Source organism: Mesorhizobium sp. P171375, assembly GCF_057786075.1.
In genome coordinates, this window is sequence record NZ_JBYNWF010000001.1 from 1,005,263 (window position 1) to 1,023,268 (window position 18,006).

Sequence of the window (18,006 nt, forward strand, 5' to 3'; positions counted from 1 at the left end):
GGTAATAGCCTCTATCGCCGGGAGCCGACCATCCGATGCCGCAGAACCACCCGACCTTGATCCTCGTCCACGAGCCGGAAAAGGCCTGTTTCGACCGGCTGGTTGCCGATGGCTTTCCTGTCGAGCGTGCCCTGGAAATCTCGTCCTATTTGGCGCAATCGACCGATCTTGCCCCCGAATTCGATGAACTTGCCGCCGCTTGCGAGCGACGCAGCCTCGACTTCCTGCCGATCGAACTCCACGATGCGGCAGCAACGCTGGCGAAAGCCGATTCTGAAACGACCTTGGTCTGGACTCTGACCGACGGAATCGCCTATTTCCGCGGCGCTGCGGCGCCTGCACTTGCCAGGCTGAATGGACTCAGGACCATCGGCGCCGACGATGCGATGTTCGCGCTCTGCCAGGACAAGTTCCGTTCCGGCGCCGTGCTCGGCGCGCTCGGCCTGCCGGTGCCGCAGGCCGGCCTCGCGCGCGACGGCCGCTGGCTGGCCGAGCCGCGGCCATCAGCCGCCGGCTGGTTCGTCAAGCCGAACCGGCTCGGCTCCAAGGTCGGCATCTGGCCGGATTCGCGTGTGGCTGATCTGCAGCACGCGCTGGAACTTAGCCGGCGTGTCTATGCCGCCTATCGCGACGATGTCGTCGTCCAGCCCTATGTCGCCGGGCGCAATGTCCGCGCCAGCTTCCTCGGGCTTGAGCCGGAAACCGGCGCCGAAGCGCTCGGCATCGCCTTTGTCGATTCCGCCGGCGATTTCCAGACCATGGCCGACTCGATGGCGCTTTACGGCGACACCGGCGAAGCCGCCAAGGCAGCCGGGCTCTACAGCGAACCGGTGCTGGAGCCGGTCGTCGACGCCCAGCCGGCTGCCGCGGCAACCATCCGTCGTATTGCCGAGCGACTAATGAGCGGGCTTGGCCTGCGCGATGTGTTTTCCATCGACTTCAGGGTCGAGGCCGACGATCACGTCCACCTCATCGAGTTCGAGGTCTGCCCCGGTCTGCCCTGCTTCGATTTCCGTGCCTATTGCCGAGCACAGTGGGGCATGACACTGGCCGATGCGATGGCCGCAACCGCCGCGAACAGGTTCAAGCGCTAGACACCCTCGACCAGCACGATCTCTCCGTCGGCCACCTTCTGGCGGATGGCGACGGCGCGCTGGTATTCCGGCGAGTGATAGCAATCATGCGCCACGCTGAGCGATTCGAATTCGATGATGACGTTGCGGGCGCGGCCCTGGCCCTCGGCCTTTTCGTGCTCGCCGCCGCGCGCCAGGAATTTCGCGCCAAAGCGGTCGAAGGCAAGTTTTGAGGCCGCGACATAGTCCTTGTAGCCTTCAGCATCGCGCACATCGACGCGGGCGATCCAGTATCCCTTTGGCATTGTTCTTCTCCTGGTTCGAAAAATGTCAGGCGGCGCGCATCTCTTCCAGTATGGCCTCCGCCGCTGCACGCCTGTCGCTTGCAGCGACGATCGGGCGGCCCACAACAAGATGGCTGGCGCCATTGCGGATCGCCTGGCCGGGCGTCACCACGCGCTTCTGGTCGCCATGGTCGCTGCCCTTGGGCCGGATGCCGGGCGTCACCACCGCCAGATCAGGCCCGACGATGCGGCGCACCGCTTCCGCCTCTTCGGCCGAGCAGACGATGCCGCCCATGCCGGCATGCAGCGCCTGTTCGGCGCGCCTCAGTACCAGCGTATGCGGATCGTACTCATAGCCGGCGTCGATCACGTCCTGTTCGTCCATCGAGGTCAGCACGCTGACCGCCAGCAAGCAGAGGCCGCTGCCCTCGGCCGCCTCAACCGCTGCCCTCATCGCCTTGGGATAGGCGTGGATGGTGAGCATCGTCATGCCCATCCTGCCGATGTTCTCGACCCCCTTGGCCACCGTGTGGTCGATATCGAGCAGCTTCATGTCAAGGAAGATCTTTGTCCCGCCGCTGGCCAGGTCCTTGGCGAAGTCGAGCCCGCCGGCGAAGGCCAGCTGGTAGCCGATCTTGTAGAAGGAGACGACGCCATCGAGCTCGCTCACCGCACGTTCGGCTTCTTTCACCGTCGGCAAGTCGAGGCCGACAATCAGTCTGTCTCTCATGGTCTGTGCCTGCATGGCTCCGGCAATCATGCCCCGATCCGGGTCGACAGCATGCGCGAGGTTTCGATCAGCGTGCGGCATAGGTGCTCCATCGATTTGTTCAGTCTCTCATCCCTGAAATTGCCGTCGGCGTCGAAGGCACTGCCGCCATCAGCTACCGAGCATTCCGGCGTCACCACTTCCATCCGGCAGCGCACCAGCACGGCGCGCAGATGGTTGATGCAGCGTATCCCGGCGAAATGTCCGTTGGAAGACGAGCACAGCCCGGCGACCTTGCCGGCAAACGGCCTGAACGTGCGGCCGCTATCCGTGCGCACCCGGCTTACCCAGTCGATCGTGTTCTTGAGCAGCGGCGGGATCGAGCCGTTATATTCCGGCGTCGCGATCAGCAGTCCGTCATGGGCGGCGATCAGCCGGCCGAGCTTCACGGCATTGTCGGGGACGCCTTTTTCTTTTTCGAGATCTTCGTCCAGGATCGGCAGCGTATAGTCGGCCAGCGAGATACGCGTCACCTCGGCGCCCTGCATGGCCAGCTCCTTCTGCGCCACATCGGCGGTCCTGCCGCTGAAGGCGCCGCTGCGCACCGAGCCGGCAAAGACGAGGATTTTCGGAATCACTGCCATTGGCCAACCTTGTCCCGGGACAGGTACAGCCAAGGATCACTCAAATCAATGCGCCTCGCGGCGGTAGATCCACAGCTGCGTCGGCGGGATGTTGCGGAAGATGAAATCGAAATGCTTGACCGTGTAGTCGCCGCGGCCGGGCGGGATCGGCGACAGCGGCCCGTAGGTCAGCTGTACGATCGGCCGCCCCACCGGGATGCGGTCGAGCAGACTTTCGATATAGGCGATGCGCTGTGCGACCGGGAAGTTGAGCAGCGGCACGCCGGAGACGACGGAATCGAACACCATGTCCCGCTTGTCGCCGAGCGTCGCATTGAGATTGAAGGCGTCGCCCTCGATGACGTTGACACCGGGATAGAGCTGGCGCAGGTGGCGCACGAAATCGGTGTTGTATTCGACCGCGTAGAGGTTTTCGGGCCGAACGCCCTGGGCGAGGATGGCGCGGGTGATGACGCCCGTGCCCGGGCCGACCTCAAGCACCGGCAGGCCGGACTTCGGATTGACGATCGAAGCCATCTTGCGGGCGGTGATGGAGCTTGTCGGAACGATCGAGCCGACGGTCTTCGGCTTGTCGATCCAGCCCTTGAAGAATTTGAGTTCGTCGTCGAACTTCTCCGCCAGCGCTTTCCGCAATCCCGGACCACGTGCCATGCAAGTTCTCCTCAACCACCCCCCTGCATGCTACTTAGCAGCTAACAGGTCCAAGGCAAGGCACGATCTGGCATAAGATGTTGATGACGTTCGGGAAGTGTGGCGGCCCTGTGCGTGGAAATCAGCGCTCGCTGAAGGATTCGAAAAAGTCCTTCATGCGGGCGAAGAAACCGCTCGACTGGGGCGAGTTTTCCTTTGACGACAGCTGTTCGAACTCCTCCAGCAGCTCCCGCTGGCGCCGCGACAGGTTCTGCGGCGTCTCGACCGCAGTCTGGATGTAGAGGTCGCCGACATTGGGCTGGCGCAGCACCGGCATGCCCTTGCCCTTGAGACGGAACTGGCGGCCGTTCTGGGTGCCCTCGGGCACTTTCACCTTGGTCTGGCTACCGTCCGGCGTGGTCACCTCGAAGGAGCCGCCGAGCGCTGCCGTCGTCATCGAGATCGGCACCTTGCAGTAAAGGTCGGCGCCGTCGCGCTGGAAGAATTCGTGCGGCTTCACCGCCAGGAAAATATAGAGGTCGCCCGAGGGGCCGCCGCGCAGGCCGGCTTCGCCCTCATTGGCAAGCCGGATGCGGGTGCCGTCCTCGATGCCGGCCGGAATGTTGACCGACAGCGAGCGTTCCTCGGTGACACGGCCCTGGCCGGCGCATTTCGGGCACGGGTCCTTGATCGTCTGGCCGCGGCCCTGGCATTGCGGGCAGGTGCGCTCGATCGAAAAGAAACCCTGCGTGGCGCGGACCTTGCCGTGACCATGGCACATCGAGCACGTCACCGGCTGGGTACCGGGCTTGGCGCCGCTGCCGGAGCATTCCGTGCATGAGATCGAGGCCGGCACGCGGATCTGCGCGGTCTTGCCGGCAAACGCCTCTTCCAGCGTGATTTCCATATTGTAGCGCAGATCGGCGCCGCGCTCGCGGCCGCCGGAAGAGCGGCGCTGGCGCCCGCCCATCATGTCGCCGAAAATATCCTCGAAAATGTCGGCGAAGCCGCCGGCGCCAAAACCTTGCGCGCTGCCATTCATGCCGCCTTGCTCGAAGGCGGCGTGACCGAAACGATCATAGGCCGCGCGCTTCTGCGGGTCCTTCAGCGTCTCGTAGGCTTCGTTGATTTCCTTGAATTTGTGCTCGCAGGAATGATCGCCGGGGTTGCGATCGGGATGGAACTGCATGGCGAGCTTGCGGAAAGCGCTCTTGAGCTCCTTGTCGTCCGCGCCCTTTTGTACGCCCAGCGTTTCGTAGAAATCAGCTTTCATCTTTTCCCGCAGTCCGGATGCTCAACGTCTTGATGCATGTCGCGTCGTTTGCCGGCACGTTGTCTCGATTTAGGAGCGGTGCTGCCCGGATGCTAGGGCCGGCGCGGACTTGTCCGTGTTTTTCGGTGACTTTTTCGGCAGGACCCGCACTTTTTTCAGCGAGGGTTGCAAAAAAGCCCGGCCTGCGCCGGGCTTTCTGCACTATCTTGCCGTCAGGCCGTTCAGGCCGACTTCTTCTTGTCGTCGTCTTCGTCGATTTCTTCGAAATCGGCGTCCACCACGTCGCTATCCTTGGCGGCGTCCGCCTTGGCGTCGGCTTCCGCCGCTTCCTTCTGCGAGGCCTCGTACATGGCCTGGCCAAGCTTCATCGAAGCTTCGGCAAGGGTCTGCGACTTGGCCTCGATATCGGCAGCGTCGTCGCCTTCCGCCGCGGTCTTCAGCGCGGTGATCGCATCCGATATCGCCGTGCGCTCGGTCTCCGAAACCTTGTCGCCATATTCCTTCAGCGACTTCTCGGACGAATGCACCAGCGCCTCGGCCTGGTTGCGGGCCTCGACCAGCGCACGCCGCTGCTTGTCGGTCTCGGCATTGGCTTCGGCGTCCTTGACCATCTTTTCGATGTCGGCATCCGAAAGGCCACCCGAGGCCTGGATGCGGATCTGGTGCTCCTTGCCGGTGCCCTTGTCCTTGGCCGAAACGTTGACGATGCCGTTGGCGTCGATGTCGAAAGTGACCTCGATCTGCGGCACGCCGCGCGGCGCCGGCGGGATGCCGACCAGGTCGAACTGGCCGAGCGCCTTGTTGTCGGCGGCCATTTCACGCTCGCCCTGGAAGACGCGGATGGTCACGGCCGACTGCGAATCTTCAGCGGTCGAGAACACCTGGCTCTTCTTGGTCGGGATCGTCGTGTTGCGTTCGATCAGGCGGGTGAACACGCCACCCAGCGTCTCGATGCCGAGCGACAGCGGCGTCACGTCGAGCAGCAGTACGTCCTTGACGTCGCCCTGCAGCACGCCGGCCTGGATGGCGGCGCCGAGCGCGACGACCTCATCCGGGTTGACGCCCTTGTGCGGCTCCTTGCCGAAGAACTGCTTCACGATCTCCTGGATCTTGGGCATGCGGGTCATGCCGCCGACCAGGACCACTTCGTCGATTTCGCCAGCCTTCAGGCCGGCATCCTTGAGCGCCGCCTTGCACGGCTCGATGGTGCGCTGGACGAGGTCGTCGACCAGCTGCTCGAACTTGGCGCGGGTCAGCTTCAGCGTCAGGTGCTTCGGGCCGGTTGCGTCGGCGGTGATGAAGGGCAGGTTGATTTCGGTCTGCGTCGTCGACGACAGCTCGATCTTGGCCTTTTCAGCCGCCTCCTTGAGGCGCTGCAGGGCAAGCTTGTCGTTCTTCAGGTCGATGCCCTGTTCCTTCTTGAACTCGGCCGCCAGATATTCGACGAGACGCATGTCGAAATCCTCGCCGCCGAGGAAGGTGTCGCCATTGGTCGACTTCACCTCGAACACGCCGTCGCCGATCTCGAGCACCGAAATGTCGAACGTACCGCCGCCAAGGTCATAGACGGCAATGGTCTTGCCATCCTTCTTGTCGAGGCCGTAGGCGAGCGCGGCTGCCGTCGGCTCGTTGATGATGCGCAGAACTTCCAGGCCGGCGATCTTGCCGGCGTCCTTGGTGGCCTGGCGCTGGGCGTCGTTGAAATAGGCCGGAACGGTGATGACCGCCTTCTCGACCTTCTCGCCGAGATAGGCTTCCGCCGTTTCCTTCATCTTCTGCAGGATCATGGCCGAGATCTGCGAGGGCGACTGCTTCTTGCCGCCGGCTTCGACCCAGGCATCGCCATTGTCGCCCTTGACGATCTTGTAGGGGACAAGCTTCTTGTCCTTCTCCGTCACCGGATCGTCATAGCGGCGGCCGATCAGGCGCTTGACCGCGAAGATGGTATTTTCAGGATTGGTGACCGCCTGGCGCTTGGCCGGCTGGCCGACGAGACGTTCGCCGTCGCCCGAGATGGCGACGATGGAAGGCGTCGTGCGCGCGCCTTCCGCATTCTCGATTACCTTGGGTTCCTTGCCATCCATGATGGCGATGCAGGAGTTGGTGGTGCCGAGATCGATACCGATTACTTTTGCCATTTTTCTAGTCTCTCCGCTAAGCAGGCTCTCAGGACCCGTAAGGCGTTCCGACGAAAGCCCCTGTTCACAAGAAATTCCGCCCCGGCTACCGGCATTCCGGCGCTGGGCGGCTTGGCGCGTATATAAGAACAGGCGGCATCGGGCGCAAGCATTCTGCGCACGGCGTCCACGATGCGTCTCTTTGTGCCAAATCGACCCTCCGTCGGGCGGAAGCGGTCGAGCGGGCAGCATTATGGACGAAAAGGCCGCTTCTCATCGTTTTTGCCGCAGCTATAGTGCCATTTCGTTTGGGGATTGGATAATGCGTTGGATTTTTGCGCGATTGCTCGCCCTTTTTGCCGTTGCCAGCCTTTCATGGGTCACGTGCCCGCCGGCCCAGGCAGTCGAATTCCAGACAATCACCATCAAGGTCGGTTATGGCGCGGGTGGCGGCTATGACCAGACTTCGAGGCTGATTGCGCGTCATCTCGGCAGGTTTCTGCCCGGGCAGCCCAACATCATTGTGCAGAATGTGCCGGGTGGTGGCAGTCTGAAGCTCACCAAGATGCTCGTGGGCAGCGAACCGGCCGACGGCAGCGTCATCGCCTCGATCAGCGAGGCTATGTTCTACGCCCCGATCCTCGATCCCGAAAACGCGACTTTCGACCCGCTTGCCTTGCAGTGGATCGGTTCGATGGTCGATGATCCAGCGTATTGCCTGACCAGCAAGCAATCCGGCATCGACACGATGGAAAAGTTCCTGCAGTCGGATTTCCTGATCGGAGCGACAGGCAAGAACAGCACGACCTACATCTTCGCCGCACTGGCCAAGAATGGCATGAAGGCCAGATACAAGATCGTCACCGGTTTCGACGGCACCGCCGATATCGAACTCGCCATGCAACGCGGCGAGATCGCCGGCATGTGCGGGGTATCGAGCTCCCTGCTCAGAAGCGATCGCGCCGCGATCAACATTATCGGCACGTTCGGGCAGGGCGGTTCCGGCGCGACGCCGAGCATTTCGGCAACCATCGCCGACCCGACGGCACGTCAGGCGGCCGATCTCATCGAATCGGCGCTGCACATCCACCATCCGCTCGTCGCCCCGCCCGGCGTGCCGAAAGAGACCGTCGACGCGCTGCGCAAGGCCTATTCCGCGATGGTCGTGGATGCCGATTTTCTCGCCGATGCCACGAAGCTTGGCGACCTCACCCTCAAACCGACATCCGGCGAAGCGATCAGCCAGCTGGTCGCGCAACAGCTGAAAGCCACGCCTGCGGTCTTCGCCGCCGCCCGGGAACTCGTGAAATAGGCCTAATGTGGATCTGATCCTTACCGCCATTGTGGAGATGGCGCAGCCATTTCGCATGCTCATGCTGGTTACCGGCGTGTTCGCCGGCCTTGTCGTCGGTGTCGTGCCGGGCATTGGCGGCCTGTTCGCCATGGCCCTGCTGATCCCGATGACCTACAATATGGACCCCTTTGCCGCCTTCGCGCTGCTGCTCGGCATGGGTTCGGTCACCACCACGTCGGACACCATTCCGGCCATCCTGTTCGGCGTTCCGGGCTCGGTCGGTGCCGCGGCAACCGTGCTTGACGGCCATGCCATGGCCAAGAAGGGCGAAGCGGCACGCGCCTTCGGCGCCTCCTATTCGGCCTCGATGATCGGCGGCGTGTTCGGCGCGCTGGTGCTGGCGGCGGCAATTCCCGTCATGCGCCCGCTGGTGCTCTACCTCAAGACGCCGGATTTCTTCGCCATTTGCGCCTTCGGTCTCTCCATCGTCGCCATCCTTGCCGGCAGCCAGCCGTTAAAGGGTCTGGCGGCGGCGATGCTCGGCATGCTGGCCTCTTTCATCGGCATCGACAGCATTGCCGGCATCGAGCGCTGGAGTTTTGGCCAGATCTACCTCTGGGATGGCTTGCCGATTTCGCTGGTCTTTCTCGGTCTGTTCGGCCTGCCCGAACTGGCCTCGCTGCTCATGCGCGGCTCGATCCAGGGCAACGCCGAGCGGCCGACCTATGCCGGCATGTGGCAAGGCATCAGGGATACGCTGCGCGAATGGCCGCTGGTGCTGCGCTGCAGCGCCATCGGCTCGCTGCTCGGCGCCGTGCCCGGCATCGGCATCGCCGTGCTTGACTGGATCGCCTATGGCCATGCCTCGCGCCGGCCGGGTCCCGGGCCGAAATTCGGCCAGGGCAATGTGCGCGGCGTCATTGCGCCGGAAAGCGCCAACAATGCCAAGGAGGGTGGCTCGCTCATCCCGACCATCGCCTTCGGCGTGCCGGGATCGGCTTCGATGAGCATCCTGCTCGGCGCCTTTGTCATCCACGGCCTTGTCCCCGGCCCCGATATGCTCGGCAAGAACGCCGCGATCACCGTTTCGATGGTGCTGTCGATTGCCGTCGCCAACATCGTCGGCGCCGTGACTTGCCTGCTGTTGACCAGGCAGTTGGCGCGTATCGCGCAAGTGTCGGCAGCGATCCTGGTGCCGCTGGTGGTCACCTTTATCGTCGTCGGCGCCTACCAGACCAATATGAGCGCTTTCGACTTCCTGCTGGTGATGCTGGTCGGCGCGGTCGGCATGGCAATGAAGGAGCTCAACTGGCCGCGCTCGGCCTTTTCGCTCGGCTTCGTGCTCGGCCCCAGCCTCGAAAACTATTTCTTCCTCGCCTACCAGATTTCCGGCTGGGCCTGGCTGAAACAGCCGCTGGTGCTCATCCTGCTCGGCCTCGCCATTGCCGGCGTGGTCAGGCAGACGGTGTCCTGGATCAAAGCCCGCGGCAATGCCGACTCCTTGCCGCCGGCGTTGCCCGATATCGCCGGCAGCAGTGCGCTGACGCTGCTTGGCGTCGCGGCTCTGGTCACGGCATTGCTCGATTTTCCCTTCGAGGCCGCCATCTTCCCGGCCATTACGGCCGGCCTTCTGGCGCTGTTTTCCTTGTTGACGACTGTCCAGACCATGCTGCGCTGGCGAGCGCCGGTCACCGCCACCGGGACCGATATGGCGCCGGCCGGCGAATGGCAGCCTTCCGACGGGCCGGCTATGAAAGGCAATCTCACCGTGCTCGGCCTTTGCCTGGCGCTCGCCTTTCTGGTTCTGCTGGCCGGGCATCTGGCGGCCACCTTCATCTTCGTGGCCGGCGGCATCTGGTTGCTTGGGTCGCGGTCGCCGAAGATGGCGCTGGCTGTCGCCGCGGGCACGACGCTTTGCATCTATGCGGTGTTCGATCTCCTGGCGTCGCAGCCCTGGCCGGCGCCTTGGCTGGCCGGTCTTTTTAAAGATTTCTGAAACGGCGGCGCGGATGCGCAGGCAGCGCCAGAGCTCAAGGCGGGCCCGGCGGTGTTCGAGCCAGAAACCTGCTGAAGTAGCCTGTCGAGGCAACGGCTAAGGCTTGGCAGCGGCCGGCGACAGCGTTTCTAGCAGGCGCCGGCGCAGCAGCTTGCCATTGTCGTTGTAGGGCAGCGAACCTACCAGTCTGATCTCGCGCGGCCGCCGGTCGGGCGAGATGTTGGCGCGCAGGAAGGCCTCGAACTCGGCCACGCTTGCCTGGTCGGCGACGATGAAGGCGGCGATCTCCTGACCCATCGTCGCGTCGGGAAAGCCGGCGACCGCGACATCTCTGACCTTGGGGTGGGTGCGGATCAGCTTTTCCAGTTCCTGTGGCGCGACATTGACGCCGCCGCGCACGATCATGTCGGCCTCGCGGTCGACAATGGTCAGGAAGCCGTCATCGTCGACGAAGCCGATGTCGCCGGGAATGCCCCAACCGTCGCCCATGACCTTGGGATCGACGAACGGTTTGTTTCCCGCCGACACCACCGCTGAAACCATTGTCGATGTCCAGGCCTTGATCAGTCCGCTCTCGCCCTTGCCGAGGACGCGCCCGTCCGCATCGAGGATTTCCACACGCACATCGGCAAACGGACGCCCGGCAGTGCTGGGCTTGGCCAGCACGTCGGCGCCGGACAGGGTGGTGATGCCGCCGGTCAGGCTCGACGCATAATTGATGCGATATCCCGGTGAAAGGTTGCGGTAGGCGGCCAGCTTGTCCTCGATGGTTGCCGGTCCGCCGATGCTGAACAGCACCGCCAGGTCCGGCAGCAGCCGGGTCGAGCGTTCGCCCACTTCGCGCACCAGCCGTGTGATCACCGGTGGCGGCAGGGCCGTGCCGCTGGCCTGGAAGGACAGCAGACCCTCGATCAGCTCGGACGGCGTGAACAGCGGCGGAAAGAAATTGACCGTCCCGCCATGGCGCAGATAGCTGAACACCTGGTGGCGCGTCGCCGAATAGGACATCACCATCGGCGTCAGCAGACGCATGACCGTCCCGGTCAGCCCGCGCCGGCGCCCCGTCACGCGCCCGGCTAGCGCCGCATGTGATTGCAGATAGCCTTTTGGGTCACCGGTCGTGCCGGACGAGAACATCAGAAAGGCCGGATTGCTGTCGTCGCCAGGAGCGCCGGAATAGGGCGCGGGCGAGGCGTGCTTCCAATCCTGCTGGAAAGCGACGCCTGGATAGACATCGTCCCCGGGTGGGCTGCGGCTTTCGAGGATCAGCGTCAGCACAAAATCGCGCGCAAACTGCGCCCGCTGGCTGCGCGGCGCGCGAAAGTCGGCAATCGAAACTGTTGCGCCGAGCTTCCAGCAGGCCAGGGTCGACAGCACGACGTCGATATTGCCGATCATGGCTAGGCCGACGCGATCGCCGGAGCGAATACCGAGCGCGCTGAAATTGGCGGCGACATGGTCGATCTGGGTCAGCGCTTGCGCATAGGTGATCTGGTCGCGACCACTGACCATCGCCGCGCGGTCGCCATGGCCGGCGAAGGCAGCCAGTACGTCGCGGCCAAAACCCATCTAGCGGACCGGCATTCCGGCCGGCGCGCGCCTGGCGTCGAGGAAGGCGATGATCGCAGCGTCGATCGCGTCCATGTTGGCGGCCCGGAACTTGTCATGGGTGCCCGGCATGACGACCGTTTCCACCCGCGTGTTCCCGCTCGCCCAGTCTTTGTACTGCTCGACCGTGGTGGCGCTCCATTCCGAGCTGGCGACGACCAGTATGTCGCAAGGGTAGGAAGACGGTGAAAAACCCGCGGCAGCGCGCACCAGCATGCTCTTGAAGGCCTTCTGCCTGGTGTGACGCCCAAGCCTGGACTGCCCAAGCCCGACCGCTGCCAGCGTGTCGCGCAGCAGCCGCCAGTAGATGACCTTGCGGGTGATTTGGCGCCGCCTTTGTGCGGTCATGCGGTTGTCCGCCATCGGCTTCAGCCAGGCCGAACCCAGCGGCGGCGGGTCGATCAGCAGCAAAGCCGGCCGCTCGCCGGTCGCCTCGAAGGTCAGCCTTCCGACCTCGATTGCCAGCAGCCCGCCAAGGCAGATGCCGCCGATGACGCGCGGGTGCTGGCCGGTGGCCGAACTCAAGCCGTCGAAATAATTGGCGCTGATCTCCTCGACGCTGTCATACGGCGTCTCGCCGGGCTCAAGCCCCATGCCGCGTACGGCGATGATGGAATAGCGTTGCTTCAGCGCCTTGCCGAAACGGTTGGCGAACAGCGCCGAACCGGAAATGCCATGGATCATGGCGATCGGCTCCTGGCCGTGGCTGCCGGAAACCTGCACCGCCAGCCGCCGCGCCGGGTGCTCGGGCAATTGCAACGCGATCAGCCTGCCGAATTCGCGCGGCGTCGGCGCTTCCAGCAGCACCGAGGTCTGCAGCTTCACGCCGAACCGGCTCTGCACCGCAAGCACAAGAGTTTCGGCAGCCAGCGAATCGCCCCCGAGATCGAAGAAATTGTCGTCGAGGCCGACCGAGGCCAGCTGCAATTCTTGCGCAAAGATGCCGGCGATCGCCTGCGCCGGGCCGCTGCCCAACACGGTTCGGTCTGGCCGGATGGTGTTATGCATGTTCATCGGCAAGCCCTTGAACCGATGGAATTGCCGTTGCCGGCAATAGTGCATCCCCTGAATGCCTGTCCGCTTTTAACCCACAGCCTATGTGTTGAACAGTGGCCTATCGCTGCGCAATACCGGCAGGCGCCGCTCCGAAGGCCTGCGCGCACAGCGCCTGCAGCTTTGGAAAGACATGGCTACCGCCGGCGATCACCTGCGTTCCCTGGGCAAGCACGGTCTTCGGGTCCGGTTTCAGCACCATGCCGCCGGCCTCTTCCACCAGAAGCATGCCGGCCAGGCAGTCCCACGCATTCATATGTTCCTCGACATAGCCGAGCAGCCGGCCGGACGCCGCATAGGCCAGCATCAGCGCGCCCGATGCATTGCGGAAGAAGACGCCGCCTTCTGCCATGATCAGGCCGATCAGCACGGTGACATGCTTCGTTTCCGCGCGGTTCGACAGCCCGGTGCCGACCGATCCTTCCCCGAGGCCGGCGGTGCTGGCCTTGATCGGCCGGCTATTGACGAAAGCGCCGCCGCCGCGGCGGCCGTGAAAAGTCTCGCCGGTCGACGGCTCGTGAATGACGCCAACGACGGCTTCGCCGTCCTTGGCGCAGGCAATCACCACGCACCAGGCGGGAATGCCGCGCACGAAATTCGCCGTGCCATCGATCGGATCGATCACCCAGACATGGCCCGTCGATCCCTCAACCGCGGCATGTTCCTCGCCGACGATGCCATCCTGCGGATAGGCGGCGGCGATCGCCGTGCGGATGAACAGTTCGACCTCGCGGTCGCCATCGGAAACCAGGTCCTGATGGCCCTTGCTCTCGATGGTCAGGTTTTCGAGGTCGCGGAAGTATTTCAGGGCGAGTTCGCCGGCGCGTCGCGCCAGATCGATGGCGAAATGCATGCGCTGGTCGAGGTCATGGGTCACGGCAAGGCTCTTGGCTGAGGAAGGCGTCTGCCCTTAGCAGACGAGCCTCTCCTGCAAAAGCTTCACTGGCGACTCACGCGGCTTGCGACAGCGATTTGTGCGCCTCGGTCAGGATTTCGAACGAACGCACGCGCGCCGCATGGTCGAAAATCTGCGCCGTCACCATCAGCTCGTCGGCGCCGGTGCGGCGCACGAAGGCGTCGATGCCTTGCCGGACGGTTTCGGGCGATCCGACGACGGCACAGGACAGCGCCTGGCCGAGCATGGTTTTGGCCATCGGCTCCAGCGTCTGGTCATAGCCTTCGACCGGCGGCGGCAGGCGGCCCGGCCGTCCGGTTCGCAGGTTGACGAAGGCCTGCTGCAGCGAGGTGAACAGCAGTTTTGCCTCGGCATCGGTCGGCGCGGCGAAGACGTTGAGGCCGAGCATGACATAGGGCTTGTCCAGCTGTTCAGACGGCTGGAAGCGCGAGCGGTAGATGTCCAGCGCATGGTCGAGCTCGGCCGGCGCGAAATGCGAAGCAAAGGCATAGGGCAGGCCAAGCATGGCGGCGAGCTGCGCGCCATAGAGGCTTGAGCCGAGAATCCAGACCGGCACCTTCTGGCCTTCACCGGGCACAGCCTGGATACGCTGACCTGCCTCGGCCGGCTGGAAATACCCCATCAGCTCGACGACATCCTGGGGGAAATTGTCTGACGCCTCGAGGTTGCGGCGCAGCGCGCGCGCCGTGCCCATATCGGTGCCGGGCGCGCGGCCGAGGCCGAGGTCGATGCGGCCGGGGTGCAGTGCCGCCAGCGTGCCGAACTGCTCGGCGATCACCAGCGGCGCATGGTTGGGCAGCATAATGCCACCGGCGCCGACGCGGATCGTCTTGGTGCCGCCGGCGACATGGGCGATGACGACCGCGGTCGCCGCACTGGCGATGCCGGGGATGTTGTGGTGCTCGGCCAGCCAGTAGCGCTTGTAGCCGAGCTGCTCGGCATGGCGGGCGAGGTCGAGCGAATTGGCCAGCGACTGCGAGGCGTTGCTGCCTTCGACGATCGGCGACAGGTCGAGAACGGAAAGAGCGGTCATGGGCCTTAAGCCTTTACAATGTTCAGCTGCCGGACCTTGGTTTCGAAGGCGGCGCGGTCGGGGATGATGATGTCGAGCTGGCTTTCCAGAATGTCGGCGAATTCCGCCGCTGTCGCGATCTCGCGTTGCTCGCTGCGGCCGCCGACATGATGCGTCGACAGCCTGGCGTTGCGCAGCGCATAGCGCCGGTCGGGCAAGGCGCGCGCCGCAACGACGGAGGACAGGAAATGCGAGGTCGGATGGGTCGAGACGAAGTAATTGGCGACCGCATAATCGACCTCATAGGCTGGTTGCATGTCGAAGCGGTGGAGTGTCTGCCAGTCGCCGCCGACATTGGCTTGTACCCGAAAATGATCTGACGTCTCGATGATGCGGAATGTTTCGTGCGGGGTCTGTTGTTCGAGGCCCGGCTCGAGCAACAGCGGCGCGGTCATCGTCAGGCCGCCAAAGCCGACATCGGCAATGTAGGTCCTGCCGTCGAGCTCGATCCGCAACAGCATGTGGCTGCGCGGGGTAATGGCGTCCTCCGGCAGACCCCTCAGAACCCGCGCCGCGAGGCCGCTGACCTCGAAGCCCAGCGCCTTCAGCGCATGCATGAGGATCAAATTGTGTTCGAAGCAGTAGCCGCCGCGGCGGCGCGCGAAAATCTTGTCCTGCAGCGAAGCGAGATCGAGCTTCACCGCGATGCCCAGCAACGGATCCATGTTCTCGAAGGGGATCGCTTGCGGGTGCTGCCGGTGCAGCACCTTCAGCGCGTCGAGCGACGCATCGATCGGACCGCGATAACTGATCCGGGCGAAATACGCGTCGAGGTCGAAGGAGGCGTCGGTCATGGCAGGGTCCGGCTTGACCGGCTCGATATAGGCACTCGATCGGAAGACGACAAACAAGAGACGACAAGCAAGAGGCGGCAAGCAGTACCGGCCTCTATGCCTTGGCCTCGCCATTCTCCTCGGCCGCTTCGTCCTCCACCACGACCGCCGTCTGCTGTGCGGCGAGGAAGTTGCCGACATGGCCGAGGCCTTCGAAATGGTCGCAGAACACCTTGATGACGACCAGCAGCGGCACGGCCATCAGCGCGCCGACAAAGCCCCACAGCCAGGACCAGAAGGCGATGGCGATGAAGATCGCCACGGCGTTGATCTCGAGGCGCCGGCCGACCACCATCGGCGTCACGAGCTGGCCCTCGATGATGTCGCACAATAAGACAAAGGCCGGCGCCAAAAGCGCGTAGGAGATGGTGTCGAAGCTGATCAGCGCCATCACCGAGACAAGCACGATGGTCAACATTGCGCCGACATAGGGCAGGAAGTTGAGCAGCGCGGCGGCGACCCCCCAGACCAGCGGATTGGGCATGCCGAGCGCCCACAGGCCAAGGCCGATGACGGCGCCGAGACCGGCATTTATGATCGTGACGGTAAGCAGATAGTGCGAGATTTCGCGCTCGACGTCATAGACGACGCGCAGCGCCCGCTTCTTTTCGCTGAGGCTGGCGAAGGACTGGATGATCTTCTCGTAGAACATCGTGCCCGATGCCAGCAGGAACAGCGACAGCACGAAGATGATGGTGAAGCTTGTGCCTGCCGCCAGGACATTGCTGGCCGCCGCCGACAGGATGCCGGACTGCGCCAACGCCACTTTCTGGATGCCCGGCTCCTGCGAGGTCTCGGTCATCTGTTCGATCTGATGCGAGATCTGCATGATCCTCTCGAGGGGACGCCGCAATTGCGCCAGCCGCTCGGTCAGTTGCTGGCCGATCGACGAAGTGTTGTTGAGGAGGTCGATGACCGGACCGCTGAGCAGGTAGCCGGCGATGGCAAAGACGCAAACCGACAGCACGACAAGCAACGTCGCCGACACCAGTTCGGGAATGCCGCGCTTGCGCAGGAAGCGTACGATCGGCGTCAGGGTCAGCGTGAGCAGGAAGGCGAGGATGACCGGCATGAAGAAGGCGCGGGCGAAATAGAGCGCGTATATGGCCATCAGGATGAAAATGCCGATGAGCAGCGAACGCATCAGATGCGTGTCCGTGCGGGCAACGACGCGCGCCTCTTCGGCCTCGGCAAGGACTGCGCCCAAAGCGGCGGGTTCGGCTTTCATCGTTTTCCCCCGACAGCGCACCGCAATTGGTGCATTCCGCTGACGGAAACGCCTCTACCGCCTCTAGGTTCCGTTAGCCGGCAAGGCCAACAATCCAGACGACGTCGTCGAATTACGCGGCGGGCGCCGTTACCGCCGGCGCCGATTTCGCCGTTTCCTTGCGCACGATCGGCGCCACCTTGGTGCCGTAGAGTTCGATCGCTTTCATGATCTTGGCGTGCGGCATGGTGCCGATCGCCATCTGCAGCAAGAAGCGATCGTTGTTGAATATCTTGTGCTGGGCGACGATCTTTTCCGCCACAGCTTCAGGATTGCCAACGAACAGCGCGCCGTTTGGGCCACGCGATTGATCGAAATGCGCCCGCGACGTGGGACCCCAGCCGCGTTCGCGGCCAATGCGGTTCATCACTTCGGCTTGCGGCCGATAGAAATCGTCGGCCGCCTGCTCGGTGGTCTCGGCGATGAAGCCGTGCACATTGATGCTGGTGGCGAGCCCCGTGGGGTCGGTGCCGGCACGCTTGGCAGCCTCGCGGTAGATGTCAAACAGCGGCGCAAAGCGCGCCGGCTCGCCGCCGATGATGGCCAGCGCCAGCGGCAGGCCGAGCACGCCGGCGCGGGCGGCCGATTGCGGCGTGCCGCCAATGGCGATCCAGATCGGCAATTTGTCCTGCAACGGGCGCGGATAGACGCCACGGTCGTTGATCGGCGCACGCAGATTGCCGGACCAGGTGACTTTCACGCTGTCGCGTATCGCCAGCAGCAGGTCGAGCTTTTCGGCGAACAGCTCGTCATAGTCTTCGAGATTGTAGCCGAACAGCGGGAAGGATTCGATGAACGAACCGCGCCCGGCCATGATCTCGGCCCGGCCGCCCGACAGAAGGTCGAGCGTCGCGAACTGCTGGAAGACGCGCACCGGATCGTCGGAGGACAGCACGGTGACCGCGCTGGTCAGCTTGATGCGTTTGGTGCGTTCAGCGGCGGCGGCCAGCGCCACCACCGGTGCTGAAGCGGCATAGTCGGGGCGGTGATGTTCGCCCAGACCGAAGACGTCGAGGCCGACCTGGTCGGCCAGCTCGATCTCTTCGATCAGGTTGCGCAGCCGCTCGTGCGGGCCGATCGCGCCGGGGCCGGGCTCGGGACTGACGTCGGCAAAAGTGTAGAGACCGAGTTCCATGATCTGTCATCCAATGGTTGGTTTTGCGGCTAGAGGTAGCGACCGAGCCGCCTTGCCGCCAGAGGGGAGGATGGTGAACAGTGCATGTCGGTTTCGGCCAGC

General features: G+C 63.9%; 16 protein-coding genes. 3 read left to right on the forward strand and 13 right to left on the reverse strand.

Annotated features, from left to right (window positions below):
* Positions 1–35 precede the first annotated feature (35 nt).
* Positions 36–1,094, forward strand: a complete 1,059-nt coding sequence (locus ACYHH6_RS04970; protein WP_352582929.1) for a D-alanine--D-alanine ligase family protein — start codon at positions 36–38, stop codon at positions 1,092–1,094.
* On the opposite strand, the gene ACYHH6_RS04975 is transcribed toward ACYHH6_RS04970, so the two are convergent.
* From ACYHH6_RS04975 to dnaK, 6 genes are all read right to left on the reverse strand, one after another.
* The gene (locus ACYHH6_RS04975; RefSeq protein WP_112559048.1) at positions 1,091–1,378 is read right to left on the reverse strand and encodes a DUF1330 domain-containing protein; all 288 of its coding nucleotides are present in this window, start codon (positions 1,376–1,378) and stop codon (positions 1,091–1,093) included. The two genes, ACYHH6_RS04970 and ACYHH6_RS04975, sit on opposite strands and share 4 nt — an antisense overlap.
* Positions 1,379–1,403: 25 nt before the next feature.
* Positions 1,404–2,117, reverse strand: coding sequence for an orotidine-5'-phosphate decarboxylase (gene pyrF / locus ACYHH6_RS04980; RefSeq protein WP_352582927.1), 714 nt, complete (start codon positions 2,115–2,117; stop codon positions 1,404–1,406).
* Positions 2,114–2,710, reverse strand: coding sequence for an NADPH-dependent FMN reductase (locus ACYHH6_RS04985; RefSeq protein WP_112559047.1), 597 nt, complete (start codon positions 2,708–2,710; stop codon positions 2,114–2,116). Before ACYHH6_RS04985 ends, pyrF begins: the two co-directional genes overlap by 4 nt.
* Positions 2,711–2,755: 45 nt before the next feature.
* Positions 2,756–3,361 (reverse strand): phospholipid N-methyltransferase PmtA, encoded by a 606-nt coding sequence (pmtA, locus tag ACYHH6_RS04990; protein ID WP_352582924.1) that lies wholly within the window; start codon positions 3,359–3,361, stop codon positions 2,756–2,758.
* 121 nt (positions 3,362–3,482) lie between these two features.
* The gene (gene dnaJ / locus ACYHH6_RS04995; RefSeq protein ID WP_352582922.1) at positions 3,483–4,613 is read right to left on the reverse strand and encodes a molecular chaperone DnaJ; all 1,131 of its coding nucleotides are present in this window, start codon (positions 4,611–4,613) and stop codon (positions 3,483–3,485) included.
* 221 nt (positions 4,614–4,834) lie between these two features.
* Positions 4,835–6,751, reverse strand: a complete 1,917-nt coding sequence (gene dnaK, locus ACYHH6_RS05000) for a molecular chaperone DnaK (protein WP_112559044.1) — start codon at positions 6,749–6,751, stop codon at positions 4,835–4,837.
* A 301-nt stretch (positions 6,752–7,052) separates the two neighbouring features.
* Between dnaK and ACYHH6_RS05005 the strand changes: the two genes are divergently transcribed.
* Positions 7,053–8,042, forward strand: a complete 990-nt coding sequence (locus ACYHH6_RS05005) for a Bug family tripartite tricarboxylate transporter substrate binding protein (RefSeq protein ID WP_352582920.1) — start codon at positions 7,053–7,055, stop codon at positions 8,040–8,042.
* Positions 8,043–8,049: 7 nt separating this feature from the next.
* Positions 8,050–10,020: a tripartite tricarboxylate transporter permease gene (locus ACYHH6_RS05010; RefSeq protein ID WP_352582918.1), complete on the forward strand. Its 1,971-nt coding sequence runs from the start codon at positions 8,050–8,052 to the stop codon at positions 10,018–10,020.
* 96 nt (positions 10,021–10,116) lie between these two features.
* Here ACYHH6_RS05010 and ACYHH6_RS05015 read toward each other — a convergent pair whose 3' ends face one another.
* From ACYHH6_RS05015 to ACYHH6_RS05045, 7 genes are all read right to left on the reverse strand, one after another.
* Positions 10,117–11,589 (reverse strand): class I adenylate-forming enzyme family protein, encoded by a 1,473-nt coding sequence (locus tag ACYHH6_RS05015; RefSeq protein WP_352582916.1) that lies wholly within the window; start codon positions 11,587–11,589, stop codon positions 10,117–10,119.
* Positions 11,590–12,642 (reverse strand): thioesterase domain-containing protein, encoded by a 1,053-nt coding sequence (locus tag ACYHH6_RS05020; RefSeq protein ID WP_352582914.1) that lies wholly within the window; start codon positions 12,640–12,642, stop codon positions 11,590–11,592.
* A gap of 100 nt (positions 12,643–12,742) precedes the next feature.
* A complete protein-coding gene (locus tag ACYHH6_RS05025) occupies positions 12,743–13,558 on the reverse strand; it encodes an inositol monophosphatase family protein (RefSeq protein WP_352582912.1) in 816 nt (271 codons plus the stop codon).
* A gap of 73 nt (positions 13,559–13,631) precedes the next feature.
* Entirely contained in the window at positions 13,632–14,630 is a 999-nt protein-coding gene (locus ACYHH6_RS05030) for an LLM class flavin-dependent oxidoreductase (protein ID WP_352582910.1), read from the reverse strand.
* 5 nt (positions 14,631–14,635) lie between these two features.
* Entirely contained in the window at positions 14,636–15,463 is an 828-nt protein-coding gene (locus ACYHH6_RS05035) for an arylamine N-acetyltransferase family protein (protein WP_352582909.1), read from the reverse strand.
* A gap of 94 nt (positions 15,464–15,557) precedes the next feature.
* Positions 15,558–16,730: an AI-2E family transporter gene (locus ACYHH6_RS05040; protein WP_352582907.1), complete on the reverse strand. Its 1,173-nt coding sequence runs from the start codon at positions 16,728–16,730 to the stop codon at positions 15,558–15,560.
* A 112-nt stretch (positions 16,731–16,842) separates the two neighbouring features.
* Entirely contained in the window at positions 16,843–17,904 is a 1,062-nt protein-coding gene (locus ACYHH6_RS05045; RefSeq protein ID WP_352582905.1) for an LLM class flavin-dependent oxidoreductase, read from the reverse strand.
* Positions 17,905–18,006 lie beyond the last annotated feature (102 nt).